We start from the raw sequence: 17,308 nt of genomic DNA, 5'->3' as shown, positions 1-17,308 counted from the left end.
CGGGCTTGCTCGCGAAGGCGGCCGCAAAATCACCACACCCCTGTCATAAACCCCGACTACCCTCAGCAGGTTCTCCCCCAAGAGCCCTCACCATGTGCAAAGGCCTGTTCCTGTTTCTGCTGCTGGTCAGCTTCACGGTTCAGGCCGAGCAATGGCCCGATGAACAATGGCCGACTGGCGCAAAAATCAGCGGCGCCGCGGTCGAGGCATTGGAAACTTACGCCTTCCCGCCTCGCGACGACACCACCCGCCAAGGCATCCGCACCGACGCCTTGCTGATCATCCGCGACGGTCAGTTGATCTACGAACGCTACGCCGGCCCGACCCGTGCCGAGACCCCGCACCTGACCTGGTCGATCAGCAAAAGCCTGATGGCCACGGTGCTTGGCGTGGCGTATGGCGAAGGTCTGTTCAAACTGGATGATCCGGTCTCGACGTTTTATCCGGCGCTGGAAAAATACCCGGCGATCACCGTGGCGGATCTGCTGCATTGGGCCTCCGGGCTGGACTGGCAGGAAGACTACGAATACGCGCCGCTGAAATCCTCGGTGGTAGCGATGCTCTACACCCGTGGGCACCGCGACATGCCAGGATTCACCGCCGATCACGACGCCTACGCGCCGCCGGGGCAGGCGTTCCGTTACTCCAGTGGCGACAGCAATCTGTTGGCCGCTGCGTTGAAAGCCATGGTTGGCCCCCAGCGTTATCCCGACTATCCGTGGACGGCGCTGTTCGAGCCGCTGGGCATCCGCCACGCCGTGTGGGAAACCGATGCCGGCGGCACGTTTGTCGCCTCTTCTTACGCGTATCTCACGGCGCGGGATCTGGCGCGGGTTGGCCTGTTGATGCAGCGCGATGGACGTTGGGGTGACCGGCAATTGCTGCCCCAGGATTGGGTCGCCTTCAACCGCACTCCTTTCGCCGGCTACAAGGCGCATCAGGACGAAGCGGTGCCCGGCGGCCAATGGTGGCTCAATCGCCCGGTGGCTGCTGCCGCCGCGCCGTGGCCCGACGCGCCGCCCGACACCTTCGCCGCCCTTGGGCATTGGGGGCAGGCTCTGTATGTGATCCCCAGCGAGAAACTGGTGATCGTGCGTTACGCCGATGATCGCGACGGCAGCTATCGCCACAACGAACTGCTCAAGCGCGTGCTCAAGGCGGTGCAGCCATGAAACTGTTGAAACGGACGCTGCTGCTGGTGCTGATCGTGCTCATCTGCTGGATCTGGCTCGAGCGGGACAACCTGTGGGCCTTCCCCGATATCATCAGCGCGTACACCGCCAAGGAATATTGTTCGTGTCGTTATGTGATGAACAACGACGCCGAATATTGCCGCGGCTATGTGAAACAGTGGCTGCCGACCAGCCGCTTTACCGATGACAGCGCGAGCAAAACCATCACCGTCAGCGGCATGGGCCGCAGCAATAGTGCGCAGTGGTTGAGTGAACGGCAGGGTTGCCGCCTCAATCCCTGAAATCCTCGATCCTTCAGTCAATGAACAACCCTGTGGGAGCGGGCTTGCTCGCGAATACGGTGTGCCATTCAGCATTTGTGTTGACTGATTCACCGCCTTCGCGAGCAAGCCCGCTCCCACAGGGATTTTCACCAATCGATAGATTTGCGGCGATCAGTTTGCAATAACGGCGTGGGCGGTTAAGGTTCGTGCAGGTTTATCGCCCCCACGAGTATTCAATGTTCAACCGCTCCCTCTATAAAGCCTTCGCCAGTCTGCTGCTGGCCGCCGCCGCGCTGCCGGCGCAGGCCAACTGGTATCTGGATGGCGAGTCGTCGCGGCTATCGTTTGTCAGCACGAAAAACGCCCACATTTCCGAGGTGCAGCGCTTTCTGGTGTTGCACGGTAAGGTCGACCCCAGCGGTCGGGCCGAGGTTGAAGTCGAACTGGAGTCGATCAACAGCGGCATCCCGCTGCGCGACGAGCGCATGCGCAAGGAACTGTTCCAGATCGAGCAATTCCCCGAAGCGACCATCAGCACCCGGATCGACCTGCGCCCGATCAACGATCTGGCCCCCGGCGCGCAACTGGAATTGCGCTTGCCGCTGACCGTCAACCTGCACGGCAAGCAACATGAATACCCGGCAGAGTTGTTGGCCACCCGTCTCGATGACCGACGTTTTCAAGTGGTGACGCTGGAGCCGCTGGTGATCAACGCCGAGGATTTCGACCTGGTGCCGGGTTTGGAAACTCTGCGCAACCTGGCCGGTCTTTCGGCCATCAGTCTGTCGGTGCCGGTGGGTGCGGTGCTGATTTTCACGGCGCGCTGACATGCGCGGCGCGGTGTTCCCATGGCGGGACGGCAACCGCTTCGAGCTGTTGATCGACGGCCCACAATTCTTCCCGCGCATGCTGGTGGAGATTGCCCGCGCCGAGGAACAGGTCGAGCTGGAGTTGTATCTGGTCGAGGCGGGCGCCTGTGCCGAAGCCGTGGTGCAGGCGCTGGTGCAGGCCGCCGAGCGCGGTGTGCGGGTGCGCTGCCTGTTCGATGACTACGGCAGCCTCGCGTTTACCCTGCACCTGCGTCAGCGCCTGATTCAGGCCGGGGTCGAGTTGCGGTTCTACAATCGCCTGAGCTGGCGGCGCTGGGTCGGCAACTTCTATCGCGATCACCGCAAACTGCTGCTGGTCGACCAGCGTCTGGCGTTCGTCGGCGGCACCGGTGCGACCGATGAATTCTGGACGCCGGAGCAGGACAGCAGCGAATGGCATGAAGTGATGGTGGAAATCAGCGGCCCGCTGGTGCTCGACTGGCAGATATTGTTCGACCGCCAATGGATCGCCAACCGCCATCGCCGGGCCTGGAAACCGTCGGCGCATGTCGGCCTGCCACGCTTGCCCAAGGTGCCGGACATGGGCGAGGGCATGGGCCGTGTGGCCTACGCCGACGCGCGCCAGCATCGTGACATTCTGCAATCACTGTTCCGCGCCCTCAACAGCGGGCAAAAACGCATCTGGATGGCCACCCCGTATTTCCTGCCGACCTGGAACATCCGCCGCTCGCTGCGCAAGGCCGCTGCTCGCGGTGTCGACGTCCGGTTACTGCTGACCGGGCCGCGCACCGATCACCCGTCGGTGCGTTACGCCGGCCATCGCTACTACCCGCGCCTGCTCAAGGCCGGGGTGCAGATCTTCGAATACCAGCCGTGCTTCCTGCATCTGAAAATGGTGTTGGTGGACGAGTGGGTGAGTATCGGATCGTGCAACTTCGATCACTGGAACCTGCGCTTCAATCTGGAGGCGAATCTGGAGGCGCTGGACCCGTCGTTGACGGCAGCGGTGGTGCAGAGTTTCGAGAAGGATTTCGGTCTCAGCCAGCAGGTCAGTCTGGAGGAGTGGCAGCGCCGGCCGTTGTGGCGGCGGGTGAAGCAGAGGATCTGGGGCTGGGTGGATCGGGTGGTGGTCAACATTCTCGATCGGCGTGGATAACGCCAATTTCGAAAATTACGGAAATCTAATGTGGGAGGGGGCTTGCTCCCGAAGGCGGAGTGTCATTCAGCATATAGGTAGCTGATACACCGCCTTCGGGAGCAAGCCCCCTCCCACAGGGTTTATGTGTTACCTGAATAATTACAGCAACTCAAAGCTCTGCTGCGTCACATCCTGCGAATCCAGGCCAATCTGCACGTTGAACTTTCCAGGCTCGGCCGCGTACTTGAGCTGGGCGTTGTAGAACTTCAGGTCATCCTCGGTGATGGTGAAGTGCACGACTTTCTGTTCGCCGGCCTTGAGCATGATTTTCTGGAAGTTCTTCAGTTCTTTCACCGGGCGGATGATTGAGCCGGTGACGTCCTGAATGTACAGCTGCACCACGGTTTCGCCGTCGCGCTGACCGGTGTTTTTCAAGGTGACACTGGCGTCGAGCTTGCCGGTCTTGTTCAGGGTGGTCGAGGACAGCGCCATGTCGCTCAGGGCGAATTGGGTGTAGCTCAAGCCGTAACCGAACGGGAACAGCGGCCCGGTGGTGTCATCGAAATACTGCGAGGTGTAGTTGCCCGGTTTGCCCGGTGTGAACGGCCGGCCAATGCTCAGGTGGTTGTAGTAGGTCGGTATCTGGCCCACCGAACGCGGGAAGGTCACCGGCAGTTTGCCCGACGGGTTGTAGTCGCCGAACAGCACATCAGCGATGGCGTTGCCGCCCTCGGTGCCGCTGAACCAGGTTTCCAGAATCGCATCAGCCGACTGGTTCTCTTCGAGGATGGTCAGCGGACGGCCGTTCATCAGCACCAGTACCAACGGTTTGCCGGTAGCTTTCAATGCGCGGATCAGCTCGCGCTGGTTTTCCGGGATGTTCAGGTCGGTGCGGCTCGAGGATTCGTGGGACATGCCACGGGACTCGCCAACGGCGGCGACGATCACGTCAGCGTCCTTGGCTGCCTTCACCGCTTCGTCGATCAACACGTTGGCCGGGCGTGGGTCATCGACCACTTCCGGGGCGTCGAAGTTGAGGAAGTTCAGGTAATCCAGCACTTTCTTGTCGCTGGTGATGTTCGCGCCACGGGCGTAGATCAGGTTGGCCTTGTCGCCAATCACCGAGCTCATGCCGTCGAACAGCGTGACCGATTGCGCCGGCTTACCGGCGGCGGCCCAACTGCCCATCATGTCGATCGGAGCCTTGGCCAATGGGCCGACCAGCGCGACTTTCGCGGTTTTCTTCAGCGGCAGCGTGTCGTTCTGGTTCTTCAGCAGCACCAGGCTGCGACGCGCGACGTCACGCGCGTCGGCGCGGTGCAGACGACTGTCGGCGTAGGTGTCCGCCGGATCATCCTCGGCCTTGCCGATACGCAGGTACGGGTCCTTGAACAGGCCCATGTCGTACTTGGCGGCGAGCACTTCGCGCACCGCGTTATCGATGTCTTTCTGTTCGATCTCGCCGGACTTGAGCAGCCCCGGCAGCTCTTTGCCGTACAGGGTGTCGTTCATGCTCATGTCGATGCCGGCCTTGATCGCCAGTTTCGCCGCTTCACGGCCGTCGGCGGCTACACCGTGCTTGATCAGCTCGAAGATCGCCCCGTGGTCGCTGACGGCCAGGCCCTTGAAGCCCCAGTCCTTGCGCAGCAGATCGTTCATCAGCCAGGTATTGGCGGTGGCCGGGATGCCGTTGATCGAGTTCAACGCCACCATCACCCCGCCGGCACCGGCGTCGATCGCCGCGCGGTACGGTGGCAGATAGTCCTGGTACATCTTCACCGGGCTCATGTCGACGACGTTGTAGTCGCGACCGCCCTCGACCGCGCCATACAGGGCGAAGTGCTTGACGCTGGCCATGATGCTGTCAGCCGCGCTCGGCGTGTCGCCCTGGTAGGCCTTGACCATCACTTTGGCGATGCGCGAGGTCAGGTAGGTGTCTTCACCGAAGCCTTCGGAGCTGCGGCCCCAGCGCGGATCGCGGGAGATGTCGACCATCGGCGCGAAGGTGATGTCGAGGCTGTCAGATGCAGCCTCTTTGGCGGCAACGCGCCCGGACCGACCGATGGCGTCCATGTCCCAGCTCGATGCCAGGGCCAGCGGAATCGGGAAAATCGTACGGTGACCGTGGATCACGTCGTACGCAAAAAACATCGGAATCTTCAGGCGACTGCGCATCGCCGCGTCCTGCATCGGACGGTTTTCCGGGCGGGTGATCGAGTTGAACGTACCGCCGATATTGCCGGCGGCGATCTCTTTGCGGATCAGTTCGCGGGGCATTTCCGGGCCGATGCTGATCAGGCGCAACTGGCCGATCTTTTCATCGAGGGTCATTTGTTTCATCAGATTGCTGATGAACGCGTCCTTGTTTTCCAGGGGTACCGGGGTCGTGGCGGCCAATACTTGATGACTGGCCAGGCTGACGAACAGGCCCAGCAAACACAGCTTCTTCATGAATATTTTTCTCAAGGGCCCAAGCGGCAATGCAATGCCGGCCAGCCAAAAGTTAGGGAGCGACTATTGTTGTTCGGGTGCAGGCTCAAAATGACCGAGCCAAAAAACGCCCACCGACCTTCGGCAGCGTTTGCGCAGGGCCTCTTTTTAGCCCATCGGCCCGTTGCAATCCAGTGGCGCCGCCGATTATGCCCGAACCGCCGATGCAGAAGGTTTCACGGTCGGTTTTTTATGAAATACGCCAGGGAGCATCACTTTGATGAATGTCAGTCCAACCTACCGCTCGCGTTTGCAGGTCGCCACGCTGTTGCTGATGGCAACGCTGTTGACCGCGTGCGGCATCAACAACATTCCGACCCTCGACGAACAGGCGAAAGCGGCCTGGGGCCAGGTACAGAATCAGTACCAGCGTCGTGCCGACCTGATTCCCAATCTGGTGGAAACCGTCAGAGGCTATGCCAAGCATGAAGAGGCAACCCTGACTGCAGTGGTCGAGGCGCGGGCCAAGGCAACTTCGATCCAGGTCGATGCCAGCACCCTCGACAACCCGGAAAAGCTCAAGCAGTTCCAGCAGGCCCAGGATCAGTTGAGCGGTGCGCTCAGCCGATTGATGGTGGTCTCCGAGCGCTACCCGGACCTCAAGGCCAACCAGAACTTCCTTGCCCTGCAATCGCAGCTCGAAGGCACGGAAAACCGGATCGCCGTGGCGCGGCGCGATTTCATTCTGGCGGTGCAGAAGTACAACACCGAGATCCGCACATTTCCCGGTCGCCTCTGGCACAGCGTGATGTACAGCGATCTGCCGATTCGCGAAACCTTCGAAGCCACCACCCCCGGTGCGGAAAAGGCCCCGGAAGTGAAGTTCTGATTCGAGGTTGCCCATGCGTTTGTTGAAGATTGGCCTGGTGCTGATGCTCTGGCTGTTCACCGTCAGCGCCCGGGCCGAGTTGACGTTCCCGGCGCTGAGCGGGCGGGTGGTGGACGAGGCGCAGATGATCGAGCCCTCGGTGCGCGCCCAGTTGAGCCAGCAGTTGCAGGCTCACGAGCAAGCGACCGGCGAGCAACTGGTGGTGGTCACGGTGCCTGATCTGCAGGGCACCACCATCGAGGATTACGGCGTGCAACTGGGCCGGCACTGGGGCATCGGCCAGAAAGACAAGAACAACGGCGCGCTGCTGATCGTCGCCCGTGATGAGCGCAAGCTGCGCATTGAAGTCGGTTACGGGCTGGAAGATCGGCTGACCGATGCGCAGACCTCGGTGATCATCCATCAAGTGATCACCCCGGCATTCAAGACCGGCAATTTCAGCAAGGGCATCAGCGACGGCGTGGCGGCGATGCTGGTGGTGCTCGGCGGCAACCCGCTGGACGAGCCCTCGACGGTGTATGAGTCGAGCGGCGATCCGCAAAGCGATTTTGTCTCGCGCCATCCGCTGTTGTTTGTTTTTCTGGTGGTGTTGTTCATCCTGACCGTGTTTGTCTGCCAGATGCTCGGTATCCTTCCCGCCGGCCGTGGCGGCTCCGGCGGTGGGGGCGGTTTCGGCGGTGGTGGATTTGGCGGCGGCGGTGGAGGCGGGGGCGGGGGCTTCAGCGGCGGCGGGGGCAGTTTCGGCGGCGGTGGTTCGTCCGGCGGCTGGTGAACACACAACAATAATGATCAGGCATTTTTCGACATGGCATTACTGAGCGAACACGAACAACGCAAAGTCGCCGAGGCGATCGCCCGGGTCGAGCGCGACACCGACGCCGAACTGGTGACCGTGCTGGCGGCCCGCGCCGATGACTACGCGTACATCCCGTTGCTGTGGGCCAGCCTGTTGGCGCTGCTGGTGCCGGGCATCGTCCATTACCTGAGCGGCTGGCTGACCATGCACAGCCTGTTGCTGGTGCAGTGGGGGCTGTTCATTGTTCTGTGCCTGCTGTTTCGTCTGCCGCAAGTCACCACCCATCTGATCCCGCGCCGTGTGCGCCACTGGCGTGCGTCGAACCTGGCGCGGCGCCAGTTCCTTGAGCAGAACCTGCACCACACCGTGGGTAGCACCGGCATGCTGATCTTTGTCTGCGAGGCCGAACGCTACGTGGAGATTCTGGTGGACGAGGGGATTTCCCGGCGGCTGGACAACAAAAGCTGGGACGCGATTGTCGTCGCGTTCACCGAGCAAGTGCGGCAGGGGCGCACGCTTGAGGGGTTCGTGACCTGCATCGAGGCGTGCGGTGAACTGCTCAAGGTGCATGTGCCGGTGACGCAGGTGAGGAATGAATTGCCCAATCGGTTGATTGTGTTGGGTTGATTCTCTGGCCGCAGTCATCCCCTGTGGCGAGGGAGCTTGCTCCCGCTGGGGCGCGAAGCGGCCCTGAACCCGGTAAACGCGGTTTGTCTGGTTAGTAATCGCCTGTTTTAACGACTGCTGCGCAGCCGAGCGGGAGCAAGCTCCCTCGCCACAGAAGCCCGGTGTACTGGGTTCTTGTGCCGTTGGGTAAATAAGAACGTGTCCCCAACCCCCATCCCCCTAAAATACCCGCCATTCCCGTTTCGCCCCGCCCGAGGCCGCTTGTTCATGTCCGTTACCGCCCCATCCGCGCCGTCTGCCAAACCCGCGCCAGACCATCACGCCCAGTTCATCGAGCTGCTGCAAACCAGCCTCGAACACAACGGCTTCATCAAACTGGTGCTGGCCAAGTACGTGGGTGAAGAGGCGGATCTGCAGCGGATCATCATCAAGGCGGTGACGGTCAAGGCGCAGCCAAACCTGTCGTTTGTCTATCGCTACAAGACCCGCGACATCACCAAGAATCTGCCGCTGAGCGAAGGCGTGGCGGTGATTGCCGAGTTGTTGCCGGCGGCGTTCAAGAATGCGCATTTGCTGACCGTGACCGACGAAGCCCAGCTCGAATACAGCAAAAAGGGCAAGAGTTCACTGTTCAAGAGCAAACCTCAGCAATTGCGTGAAGCGCCGTCCGCCGAGCACAACCGTGAGAAAAACCGCTTTCTGGACCTGAGCCGGCCGTTCCTCAAGGACCTGGGCGTGACCAACGCGCAACACGAGCTGATCCCGGCGATGTCGCGCAAGTGGAAGCAGATCAACAAATTCATCGAAGTCTTCAGCCACGCCCTGACCTCGTCACCGCTGGCGCTGGACAAACCGGTGCGGGTTGCTGATTTCGGTTCGGGCAAGGGCTACCTGACGTTCGCGATTCACGATTACCTGCGCAACACGCTCAAGGCCGAAGGCGAAGTCACCGGCGTCGAGTTGCGTGACGAGATGGTCAACCTGTGCAACGCCGCCGCGGCGAAACTCGAGCACCCGGGGCTGGTGTTCAAGTGCGGTGACGTGCGCAGCGTGGCGCCGAGCGAACTGGACGTGATGATCGCCCTGCATGCCTGCGACATCGCCACCGACTACGCAATCCACACCGGCATCCGTTCCGGCGCGTCGATCATCATGTGCTCGCCGTGCTGCCACAAACAGATTCGCCTGCAGATCCAGAGCCCGGCGTTGCTCAAACCGATGCTGCAATACGGTCTGCACCTGGGGCAACAGGCGGAAATGGTCACCGACAGCCTGCGCGCGCTTTTCCTCGAAGCCTGCGGTTACGAGACCAAAGTGTTCGAGTTCATCTCGCTGGAACACACCAACAAGAACAAGATGATTCTCGCGGTGAAACGCGCCGAGCCGGTGGACCCGGCTCAGTTGCTGGTGAAGATTGCTGAGTTGAAGGCGTTCTACAACATCAGCGAGCACTGTCTGGAAACCCTGCTGCGCGCCGACGGTTACCTGGCCTGACCTTGACCTTGTGGGAGCGAGCCTGCTCGCGAAGGCGGACTGCCAGCCAAGGATGCTGCTGGCTGTTATGGCCCCTTCGCGAGCAGGCTCGCTCCCACATGGGGTTTGATGGCGGTCTTGCGCCCGAGCATCACCGTTGCGATCACCCCGCAGGCAAACACCCAGGTGATCGGCTCGACATGTTCGCCAAAGAACAGCGCCGAAAACGCGATGGTGAAGAAGATCTGCAGCAACTGGATCTGACTGACCCGCGCGATCCCGCCCATCGCCAGCCCGGCGTACCAGGCGAAGAAGCCGAGAAACTGCGAAAACAACGCCACGTAGCCAAACGCCCACCAGGTCTTGGCCGACACCGCGCCCTGATGTTGCAGCGCCAGATACAACACTGGCCCGATCAGCAGCGGCGTCGACAGCACCAGCGCCCAGCAGATCACCTGCCAGCCGCCCATTTCCTTGGCCAACCGGCCACCCTCGGCATACCCCAGACCACCCACGGCAATCGCGCCGAGCATCAGCAAGTCACCGGCCTGAATGCTCCCGGCACCGGTGTAAAGCGCATAACCGAGCACCAGCGCACTGCCCAGTGCGGCGCAGGCCCAGAAGGCTTTTGACGGACGCTCATGGGACAGCCACGCGGCATACAGCGCCACGCACAGCGGCTGCAAACCGTTGACCAGTGCGCCATGGGACGCCGGCAAGGTCTGCATGGCCCACGCCGACAGCACCGGAAAGCCGAGAATCACCCCGGCGATCACCAGGCTCAGGCCTTTGATTTGCTGCCAGCTCGGCCACTTCTCGCGCCGCCATAACAACAGCGCCGCCGCCGGAATCGCCGCGAACAGCGCCCGGCCGAGGCCGTTGAGCAGCGGATGCAGTTCCTGCACCACGATCCGCGTGAAGGGCAGGGTCAGGCTGAAAATCACAACCCCGAGCAGGCCGAGGGCCATGCCGGTGTTTTCGCGCGAGGACATGTGAGTGACCAGAATTGAAGGTGACAGGGAGGTGGCTTCATCTAGCCATAAACCGGGCGGGTCGGGCTGTTACAGCTAGGCACAGAGTTATCCATACAGTTGGAATAAGTCCTGTGGCGAGGGAGCTTGCTCCCGCTCGCCTGCGCAGCAGGCGCCAAACCTGAATGCATTCTTTACTCACGGAAAGCGAGGGGACGCTTCGCGCCCCAGCGGGAGCAAGCTCCCTCGCCACAAAGGCGGGGAGGCGTAGTAGCCGGTTGTTACCCGCCCGAACGGATAAGGTCTACCTTGAATACTCCTGCAAGCCCTTTCCCAGAGGAGTCCTCCCCATGGCCGCGAAAAAAATCCTGATGCTGGTCGGCGATTACGTCGAAGACTACGAAGTGATGGTGCCGTTCCAGGCCCTGCAAATGGTCGGTCACACCGTGCACGCCGTGTGCCCGGACAAGCCATCCGGTAGCACCGTGCGCACCGCGATCCATGACTTTGAAGGCGACCAGACCTACAGCGAAAAACCGGGTCACCTGTTCGCCCTCAACTTCGACTTTGCCAAGGTCGCCGAGGCCGATTACGACGCGCTGCTGATTCCCGGGGGGCGTGCGCCGGAGTACCTGCGCCTGAATGAAAAGGTGCTGGCGCTGGTAAGAGCATTCGACAAGGCTGGCAAGCCGATTGCCGCTGTGTGCCACGGCGCGCAGTTGCTCGCGGCGGCGGGCGTTCTGGAAGGTCGCGAATGCAGCGCCTATCCGGCCTGTGCGCCGGAAGTACGCCTGGCCGGTGGCACGTTCATCGATATCCCGGTGACCGACGGCCACGTTCAAGGCAATCTGGCGACTGCTCCGGCGTGGCCGGCGCATCCGAACTGGCTGTCCGGATTCCTCGGCCTGCTTGGCACCCAAATCACCCTGTAACGAGGATGCGCCGATGTGCGAGCTCTACGTCAAGGCCGACCCGATTCTCTACGAATCCCGCTCGCGCTCGCTGCGCATCTGCGGCGTGGTGACGACATTGCGTCTGGAAAACCAGTTCTGGGACATCCTCAGCGAAATCGCCGAAGTCGATGGCATGACCACTAACCAGTTGATCGCCAAGCTGTATGAAGAAGTGATGGATTATCGCGGGGAGGTGGTGAATTTTGCCTCTTTCCTGCGGGTGAGCTGCACGCGGTATCTGAGTCAGCGGCGGGTGACGGAGCCGCAGTTGTCGGTGGTGCGAGCAGTTGTGAAATAGCCCACTGCGGGTCGACGCCTTCGCGAGCAAGCCCGCTCCCACAGTGGATCTCCAGTGATCACAAAAACAGGTGAGCACTCGTTAACCAATGTGGGAGCGGGCTTGCTCGCGAAGAGGCCATTACAGGCGACAGAAATCCTGGGCTGGTCTTTACTCACTGGCGCGAAACCTCTCAACCGCCAAGGAGAATCGAGCATGTCCGGATGGTACGAAGTGAGCAAAAGCAGCAACGGCCAGTTCAGGTTTGTGCTGAAGGCCGCCAACGCTGAAACCATTCTCACCAGCGAGCTCTACACCACTCGCGCGGCAGTCGACAACGGCATTGCTTCGGTGCAGACCAACAGCCCGCTGGATGAACGCTACGAGAAGAAATCGACGAAGGATGGCCACCCATACTTCAACCTCAAGGCCGCCAACCATCAGATCATCGGCAGCAGCGAGTCGTACTCCACGGACGCCGCGTGCGCCAAAGGCATCGCCAGCGTCAAGGCCAACGGGCCGAGCAAAGTGATCAAGGACAAGACGTTGCCGGTGCTTTGAAATAACTCCACGACTCAGTCGCCAAAACAATGGCGACTGAATTCTGGCTATGTGCCACTACATCGCTTATCCTTCGCGACCAATCCATGGAAGGGGCGGCGTTCAATACTCTTTCGTGTGTTTTTCAATGTTTACGCGAGAGTTTTTCCTTTGATGATTCGCTTTTTCGCTGTTCTGACGGCGCTGCTCGGCCTGAGTGGTTGCTACAGCATGTCACCCACCCACATTGACGATGAACTCAAGCCAACCGCCGATTCCGGCGTGGCTTATGTGGTAGGTGTGGTCGGCATCTGGCCCAAGACGAGGTTTTCGGCGAAGGAACAAATGCTGATGATCCGTAAGCGTGGAAGCGATGATTTCGCCACTGCACGCCTGCACAACGAGTTTTACGCCCGAACCGAGCGAGATGTACGCGAGACCGATCACGGCATCGGCACGTTGTTTGTGATGCCGCTCAAACCCGGTCGTTACGAGATCTACAACGTGCGTTTCGATCATGGGCAGTCGGTGACGTGGAGCCGTGAAGACTTCACCATCGGCATGCAACTCGAGGCGGGCAAGGCTTATTACATCGGCGATTTTCGCGCCGGGTGCCTGATCGGTCTCCAGCTGTCATGCCTGTTCCTGCACAGCGATCATCTTGAACGTGATGCGGCGCTGGTTCGTGCCAAATATCCGCAAGTACCGGGGTTGCAGCGTCTGGACCTGCCGAATCTGGACACCGCCACGCCGTTCATTCGCGAAGAAAACGGCCCCAGCGCCTCCGTCTATAAAGCCATGCTGTCAGGAAAACTCTAATGCGCATCAAGCTTCTGTTTCTGGGATTGCTCATGTTGCTGGGGGGTTGTCAGGCGACCCACAGCCTCAAGGCCCCCGACGTCGACTACAGCCAGCAACTGCCGGCGATCAGCGTCAATGTGCTCGGTCTGCCGAGCTGGATGTTGCGAGACGAACTGCGTCGGCCCGGCACTTTCGACGAAGTTCGCGCCGGTCGAAGCGAGGATGGCTACAACGTTCTGGTAGTCGCCAACAGCGATGTCGGCGCGCTTCAGCCTCAGTTGTTCCTGAGTGCCTTCACACTGTTCCTGGTACCGGTACCGGTGAGCTTCGACAGCACAGTGGTGTTCAGTCTCAGCCATGGCAAGGAGATACTGGGTGTCTATGCCGTGCACAATCACACTGAATCCTGGCGGGGCGCCTTCAACGCCTCGGGCGGACAGTTCGAGCATGTGCGCTTGATCACTGACACGTTCATTGCGCAGGTCCTGAAGGATCAGCCCTTCCACCGTGAAGCGATGAAGCACGCCGCCAGTCTTTGACCGACAGGCAGGAAAAATCCCGCCCGGAGTGTTCCGGGCGGGATTTTTTTCATCAGCGCAAAACGTCGAGCAGCGCTTTGAGGTGATGTCTGCCGGGAACACTGGCAACCGGGGATCGCCGACCTCCAGCCCCCGTCTCGCGCAATCCAGCCTTGATCGTCGCCGGCAAGCCGCCCTTGAGGATGAAATCCAGCAGCGGCAACTGGCGGTAGAACACCTCACGTGCCCGCTCCAGATCGCCGGCCAGCGATGCTGCGTACAGATCCAGATTCAGTTGCGGGATCAGGTTCGGCGCGGCGGTGCACCAACCTTTGGCGCCGGCGGCAAACGCTTCCAGCGCCAGCGGATTGCAGCCGTTGTAGAACGGCACCTGGCCTTCACCGAGCAATTGCAGTTTGTGCATGCGCTGAATGTCGCCGGTGCTCTCCTTGACCATGGTCACGTTTTCCACGCCATTGACGATGCGCAGAATCAGCTCGACCGACATGTCGGTGCCGCTGGTGGCCGGGTTGTTGTAGAGCATGATCGGCACGCCGATGCTGTCGCCGATGGCGCGGTAATGGGCGAGGATTTCCGCCTCGCTGAGCTTCCAGTACGAGGCCGGCAGCACCATCACCACGTCGGCGCCATGCGCTTCGGCGAAGCGCGCGCGGCGCACGGCTTTGGCGGTGGTCAGGTCGGACACGCTGACGATGGTCGGCACCCGTTTGGCCACGTGTTTGATGCTGAACTCGGCGACCTGATCCCACTCGGCGTCGCTCAGGTAAGCGCCTTCGCCGGTACTGCCCAGCGGGGCGATGGCGTGGACGCCGCTGTCGATCAGACGATCGATCGATTGGCCGAGAGCGGGCAGATCCAGGCCTTCGCCCTTGGCGCCGAACGGGGTGATGGTGTAGCCGATGATGCCGTGAATGTTGGACATGCGGTGTCTCCTTGAAAAGCTGAAATCAGTTCAGGCAATCGGCGTGCTGGCGCAGGTTCTGCCGGGCGTAGTAGTTGAAAGCGGCGGCGTGGCGCTTGGGTTTCGACACCCAGTCATGGGCCTCGCGCCCCAGTTGCGGGATGATCGGCTTGATCGTGCCAGCGGCCATTGCCAGCAACTGAAGTCTGGCGGCGCGCTCGATCAGTTGGGCGATGACACACGCTTCTTCGATCGTATTGCCGGTCGACAGTTGGCCGTGGTGCGACAGCAGAATCGCACGCTTGTCGCCCAGTGCACCGGCAATCAGTTCGCCCTCTTCGTTACCCACCGGCACGCCCGGCCAGCCTTCGAGAAACGCACAGTCCTCGTACAACGGGCACAGGTCCATGTGGGAAATCTGCAGCGGCACTTCCAGCATCGACAGTGCAGCAATGTGCGTCGGATGGGTGTGGATGATGCAGTTCACGTCCGGTCGGGCGCGGTAGACCCAGCTATGGAAACGGTTGGCCGGGTTGGCCATGCCGTGGCCTTCGAGCACTTCCAGGTCTTCGTTGACCAGCAGCAGATTGCTCGCGGTGATTTCATCGAAACCCAGGCCCAGTTGCTGAGTGTAATAGGTCTCCGGTTGCGGGCCACGGGCGGTGATCTGTCCGGCCAGACCGGAGTCATGACCGCTCTCGAACAGTATCCGGCAGGTCAACGCCAGCTTTTGCCGGTCAGTCCACGTATTATCCGCCAGGGTGTTTTGCATCTGGGTCAGCGCTTGCTTGACCAGTTGCGCTTTGGGTAGTGCTAATGTCTTGGCCATGTCTGTGTCCTTTGGGTGATTGCAAATGACACTAAAGAGCCTGTATGACACAAAGTGTCATAAGCAAGCATGAATCGTCGTTTCCTTGATGGAATAACTGCTGCGCATGTCTATCCGTTTGAAATTATTGAGAAAAAAACTTGGGGTAACGCTTGAGGCGCTGGCCGAAAAATCCGGCATGACCAAGAGTTATCTGTCGAAAGTCGAACGCGGGTTGAACACCCCGTCGATTGCGGCCGCGCTGAAACTGGCGAAGGCGCTGAACGTGAAGGTCGAGGAATTGTTCTCCGAAGACAACGTCAGCCTCGACAGCTACAGCCTGGTGCGCAGCCACGAGCGCCAGTCACTGGCGGCCAACGATCAGAGCCCGGGGTATGCGGTGCTGGCGCATCAGGTCAGCGAGCGCAACCTGCTGCCGTTCATCATCTACCCGCCGAGCGAGTTCACCGACAAGACCTTCAAGGAGCACTTGGGCGAAGAGTTTCTGTTCGTCCACGAAGGGCAGGTGGAAGTGGATTTCATGAACGAGCGAGTGCTGCTGGAGCGCGGCGATGCGCTGCATTTCAATGCGCAGAAACCGCATCGGATCAGATCGGTGGGCGAGGTGCAGGCGCAGTTGCTGGTGGTGGTGCACAGCTCGGAAGAATGAGCCGCCAGAAAAAGCTTCGCGAGCAAGCCCGCTCCCACATTTGGAATGCATTCCAAGGTGGGAGCGGGCTTGCTCGCGAAGGCGTCAGTACTGCTTACATCAAATCTCGACGGGAACCGAAAGCTTCGGACTCCCCAACGCATGCGTCTTCGCATCAAAAAACCGCAACTCAACCCCGGTCCCTTCGAACACCTTCGCGTAATGCCGCTTCTGGTGCTGAATGAACGCCGCACTGCGCGGATAGATCGAGATGGCCACGCTCGCCGGTTTCGCCAGGCGCAGCGCCCTCACGATGTGAGCATCCTGCTCGCCCAGCGCATGCCCGAAGATGCACAGGTTCTGCGCGTGGCCCAATAACTGCTCATAGCAGAACGACAGATAATCCGAGCTGCGAATGGTCTTCAGCTTGTCCGCACTCGGCCCTTCGTTGACGAACAGCGGCACGTCGTCGAGGGTCTTGATCGTGTTGTTGATCGCGAAACTGCCGAGCAGGGTGCCTTCGGTCGAAGTCAGTTTGCGGGCGGTGCCGTCCTGATTGCGCACCAGGTGCAGACCACCGTGCAGATACAGCAGACGCGGTTTTACGCTGGCGCTTTCGCTCAGATCAAAACTGGCGTCGGGGCCGTTGAACAGGTCGTCGATCGCCTCGCTGCGGTGCTGTATCGCCCAGTAGCTGAGCAGGTCGTAATTGGTGGTGAACACCGTGCGATAACGCGCCAGTTCTTCGTTGAGCGTCGCCAGGGTCGAGGCCTGCACCAGTCGCCATGGAATGTGCACCGCATGCACGGTGTTGATCAGCGCTTCCTTGATCGCGTAGTAGCGATTGCGCGGTGCGGCCGAGCTGACCGCCAGCGCCTTGTTGACCCGGCTGGTGGTTTTCAGCGCACCGAGCACCTGCTCGAAGCTGCGCGTCTGCATCGCATCGAACACGCTCAGCTCCGACGGACTCAGTGGTTTCTCTTCCACGGTGCGCGCGTTTTCGAACAGCGAGTCGTAGCCGAAATCGTCCCACACCGCGCGGCTGGCGCCATTGCCCACCAGCAGACCGTTGAAGTCGGCGGTGACGCGCAGGGCGCTCCAGTCTTCGAGGGTGGCATCGACTTGCAGAAAATCGGTCATTGCGTGGGCAGTCTCAAAACAAAGGGCAGATGGGCGGCGACTTTATCACGAGCGGGCATTGAGCCAGATCAACATCGGTGGTGACCGATC

18 protein-coding genes and 1 pseudogene are annotated in these 17,308 nt (G+C 60.8%); 14 read left to right on the top strand and 5 right to left on the bottom strand.

Going from position 1 to position 17,308, the window contains the following annotated elements:
- The first annotated feature begins 92 nt into the window (after positions 1-92).
- From JFU48_RS00605 to JFU48_RS00590, 4 genes are all read left to right on the top strand, one after another.
- A complete protein-coding gene (locus tag JFU48_RS00605; RefSeq protein ID WP_201135601.1) occupies positions 93-1,172 on the top strand; it encodes a serine hydrolase domain-containing protein in 1,080 nt (359 codons plus the stop codon).
- A complete protein-coding gene (locus tag JFU48_RS00600; protein ID WP_201135600.1) occupies positions 1,169-1,474 on the top strand; it encodes an amidase in 306 nt (101 codons plus the stop codon). Before JFU48_RS00605 ends, JFU48_RS00600 begins: the two co-directional genes overlap by 4 nt.
- 218 nt (positions 1,475-1,692) lie before the next feature.
- Complete coding sequence (locus JFU48_RS00595; protein WP_103485669.1) at positions 1,693-2,283, top strand: YceI family protein; 591 nt, start codon at positions 1,693-1,695, stop codon at positions 2,281-2,283.
- A 1-nt stretch (position 2,284) separates the two neighbouring features.
- The gene (locus JFU48_RS00590) at positions 2,285-3,442 is read left to right on the top strand and encodes a phospholipase D-like domain-containing protein (RefSeq protein WP_003222452.1); all 1,158 of its coding nucleotides are present in this window, start codon (positions 2,285-2,287) and stop codon (positions 3,440-3,442) included.
- Between the two features lie 141 nt (positions 3,443-3,583).
- Here JFU48_RS00590 and bglX read toward each other — a convergent pair whose 3' ends face one another.
- Positions 3,584-5,875, bottom strand: a complete 2,292-nt coding sequence (bglX, locus tag JFU48_RS00585; protein WP_201135599.1) for a beta-glucosidase BglX — start codon at positions 5,873-5,875, stop codon at positions 3,584-3,586.
- A 259-nt stretch (positions 5,876-6,134) separates the two neighbouring features.
- On the opposite strand from bglX, the gene JFU48_RS00580 reads away from it, so the two are divergent.
- The 4 genes from JFU48_RS00580 to JFU48_RS00565 all read left to right on the top strand — a co-directional run bounded on the left by JFU48_RS00580 (position 6,135) and on the right by JFU48_RS00565 (position 9,660).
- Positions 6,135-6,743, top strand: a complete 609-nt coding sequence (locus JFU48_RS00580; RefSeq protein WP_003222455.1) for a LemA family protein — start codon at positions 6,135-6,137, stop codon at positions 6,741-6,743.
- Between the two features lie 13 nt (positions 6,744-6,756).
- Positions 6,757-7,515 carry a TPM domain-containing protein gene (locus JFU48_RS00575; RefSeq protein WP_201135598.1) on the top strand — a complete coding sequence of 253 codons (759 nt, stop codon included), beginning with the start codon at positions 6,757-6,759 and terminating at the stop codon, positions 7,513-7,515.
- A gap of 33 nt (positions 7,516-7,548) precedes the next feature.
- On the top strand, positions 7,549-8,166 hold the full coding sequence (locus JFU48_RS00570) for a TPM domain-containing protein (protein ID WP_201135597.1): 618 nt from the start codon (positions 7,549-7,551) through the stop codon (positions 8,164-8,166).
- A gap of 267 nt (positions 8,167-8,433) precedes the next feature.
- A complete protein-coding gene (locus tag JFU48_RS00565) occupies positions 8,434-9,660 on the top strand; it encodes a class I SAM-dependent methyltransferase (protein ID WP_201135596.1) in 1,227 nt (408 codons plus the stop codon).
- Positions 9,661-9,725: 65 nt separating this feature from the next.
- Here the strand turns inward: JFU48_RS00565 and JFU48_RS00560 are convergent, their stop codons facing one another.
- Positions 9,726-10,631 carry a DMT family transporter gene (locus JFU48_RS00560; protein WP_086792057.1) on the bottom strand — a complete coding sequence of 302 codons (906 nt, stop codon included), beginning with the start codon at positions 10,629-10,631 and terminating at the stop codon, positions 9,726-9,728.
- Between the two features lie 329 nt (positions 10,632-10,960).
- Between JFU48_RS00560 and JFU48_RS00555 the strand changes: the two genes are divergently transcribed.
- From JFU48_RS00555 to JFU48_RS00535, 5 genes are all read left to right on the top strand, one after another.
- The gene (locus JFU48_RS00555; RefSeq protein ID WP_103485675.1) at positions 10,961-11,542 is read left to right on the top strand and encodes a DJ-1/PfpI family protein; all 582 of its coding nucleotides are present in this window, start codon (positions 10,961-10,963) and stop codon (positions 11,540-11,542) included.
- A 13-nt stretch (positions 11,543-11,555) separates the two neighbouring features.
- Positions 11,556-11,861, top strand: coding sequence for a ribbon-helix-helix domain-containing protein (locus tag JFU48_RS00550; protein ID WP_003222468.1), 306 nt, complete (start codon positions 11,556-11,558; stop codon positions 11,859-11,861).
- A 195-nt stretch (positions 11,862-12,056) separates the two neighbouring features.
- Complete coding sequence (locus JFU48_RS00545; protein WP_003222469.1) at positions 12,057-12,401, top strand: YegP family protein; 345 nt, start codon at positions 12,057-12,059, stop codon at positions 12,399-12,401.
- A 153-nt stretch (positions 12,402-12,554) separates the two neighbouring features.
- Complete coding sequence (locus JFU48_RS00540) at positions 12,555-13,199, top strand: hypothetical protein (RefSeq protein ID WP_045122715.1); 645 nt, start codon at positions 12,555-12,557, stop codon at positions 13,197-13,199.
- On the top strand, positions 13,199-13,720 hold the full coding sequence (locus JFU48_RS00535) for a hypothetical protein (protein WP_201135595.1): 522 nt from the start codon (positions 13,199-13,201) through the stop codon (positions 13,718-13,720). Before JFU48_RS00540 ends, JFU48_RS00535 begins: the two co-directional genes overlap by 1 nt.
- A gap of 87 nt (positions 13,721-13,807) precedes the next feature.
- Here JFU48_RS00535 and JFU48_RS00530 read toward each other — a convergent pair.
- A pseudogene (locus JFU48_RS00530) lies at positions 13,808-14,642 on the bottom strand (dihydrodipicolinate synthase family protein); the annotation flags it as partial.
- A gap of 25 nt (positions 14,643-14,667) precedes the next feature.
- Positions 14,668-15,450, bottom strand: coding sequence for an aldolase (locus JFU48_RS00525; protein ID WP_201135593.1), 783 nt, complete (start codon positions 15,448-15,450; stop codon positions 14,668-14,670).
- A 106-nt stretch (positions 15,451-15,556) separates the two neighbouring features.
- Between JFU48_RS00525 and JFU48_RS00520 the strand changes: the two genes are divergently transcribed.
- Positions 15,557-16,099 (top strand): helix-turn-helix domain-containing protein, encoded by a 543-nt coding sequence (locus tag JFU48_RS00520; protein ID WP_003222480.1) that lies wholly within the window; start codon positions 15,557-15,559, stop codon positions 16,097-16,099.
- Positions 16,100-16,198: 99 nt separating this feature from the next.
- On the opposite strand, the gene JFU48_RS00515 is transcribed toward JFU48_RS00520, so the two are convergent.
- Positions 16,199-17,218 carry a DUF4917 family protein gene (locus JFU48_RS00515; RefSeq protein ID WP_201135592.1) on the bottom strand — a complete coding sequence of 340 codons (1,020 nt, stop codon included), beginning with the start codon at positions 17,216-17,218 and terminating at the stop codon, positions 16,199-16,201.
- Positions 17,219-17,308 lie beyond the last annotated feature (90 nt).

It is taken from the genome of Pseudomonas sp. TH49 (assembly GCF_016650625.1).
Classification (GTDB): domain Bacteria; phylum Pseudomonadota; class Gammaproteobacteria; order Pseudomonadales; family Pseudomonadaceae; genus Aquipseudomonas; species Aquipseudomonas fluorescens_H.
The sequence above is the reverse complement of the archived record's forward strand: the minus strand, read 5'-3'. Positions and strand labels throughout refer to the sequence as shown.

Excerpts from the sequence above, each read along its gene's own strand:
- JFU48_RS00570 (WP_201135597.1), top strand. The coding sequence starts at position 7,549 with ATGGCATTACTGAGCGAACACGAACAACGCAAAGTCGCCGAGGCGATC.
- JFU48_RS00575 (WP_201135598.1), top strand. The coding sequence starts at position 6,757 with ATGCGTTTGTTGAAGATTGGCCTGGTGCTGATGCTCTGGCTGTTCACC.
- JFU48_RS00545 (WP_003222469.1), top strand. The coding sequence starts at position 12,057 with ATGTCCGGATGGTACGAAGTGAGCAAAAGCAGCAACGGCCAGTTCAGG.
- JFU48_RS00560 (WP_086792057.1), bottom strand. The coding sequence starts at position 10,631 with ATGTCCTCGCGCGAAAACACCGGCATGGCCCTCGGCCTGCTCGGGGTT.
- JFU48_RS00595 (WP_103485669.1), top strand. The coding sequence starts at position 1,693 with ATGTTCAACCGCTCCCTCTATAAAGCCTTCGCCAGTCTGCTGCTGGCC.
- JFU48_RS00525 (WP_201135593.1), bottom strand. The coding sequence starts at position 15,450 with ATGGCCAAGACATTAGCACTACCCAAAGCGCAACTGGTCAAGCAAGCG.
- JFU48_RS00590 (WP_003222452.1), top strand. The coding sequence starts at position 2,285 with ATGCGCGGCGCGGTGTTCCCATGGCGGGACGGCAACCGCTTCGAGCTG.
- JFU48_RS00540 (WP_045122715.1), top strand. The coding sequence starts at position 12,555 with ATGATTCGCTTTTTCGCTGTTCTGACGGCGCTGCTCGGCCTGAGTGGT.
- JFU48_RS00605 (WP_201135601.1), top strand. The coding sequence starts at position 93 with ATGTGCAAAGGCCTGTTCCTGTTTCTGCTGCTGGTCAGCTTCACGGTT.
- bglX (WP_201135599.1), bottom strand. The coding sequence starts at position 5,875 with ATGAAGAAGCTGTGTTTGCTGGGCCTGTTCGTCAGCCTGGCCAGTCAT.
- JFU48_RS00515 (WP_201135592.1), bottom strand. The coding sequence starts at position 17,218 with ATGACCGATTTTCTGCAAGTCGATGCCACCCTCGAAGACTGGAGCGCC.
- JFU48_RS00520 (WP_003222480.1), top strand. The coding sequence starts at position 15,557 with ATGTCTATCCGTTTGAAATTATTGAGAAAAAAACTTGGGGTAACGCTT.
- JFU48_RS00580 (WP_003222455.1), top strand. The coding sequence starts at position 6,135 with ATGAATGTCAGTCCAACCTACCGCTCGCGTTTGCAGGTCGCCACGCTG.
- JFU48_RS00600 (WP_201135600.1), top strand. The coding sequence starts at position 1,169 with ATGAAACTGTTGAAACGGACGCTGCTGCTGGTGCTGATCGTGCTCATC.
- JFU48_RS00550 (WP_003222468.1), top strand. The coding sequence starts at position 11,556 with ATGTGCGAGCTCTACGTCAAGGCCGACCCGATTCTCTACGAATCCCGC.
- JFU48_RS00555 (WP_103485675.1), top strand. The coding sequence starts at position 10,961 with ATGGCCGCGAAAAAAATCCTGATGCTGGTCGGCGATTACGTCGAAGAC.
- JFU48_RS00565 (WP_201135596.1), top strand. The coding sequence starts at position 8,434 with ATGTCCGTTACCGCCCCATCCGCGCCGTCTGCCAAACCCGCGCCAGAC.
- JFU48_RS00535 (WP_201135595.1), top strand. The coding sequence starts at position 13,199 with ATGCGCATCAAGCTTCTGTTTCTGGGATTGCTCATGTTGCTGGGGGGT.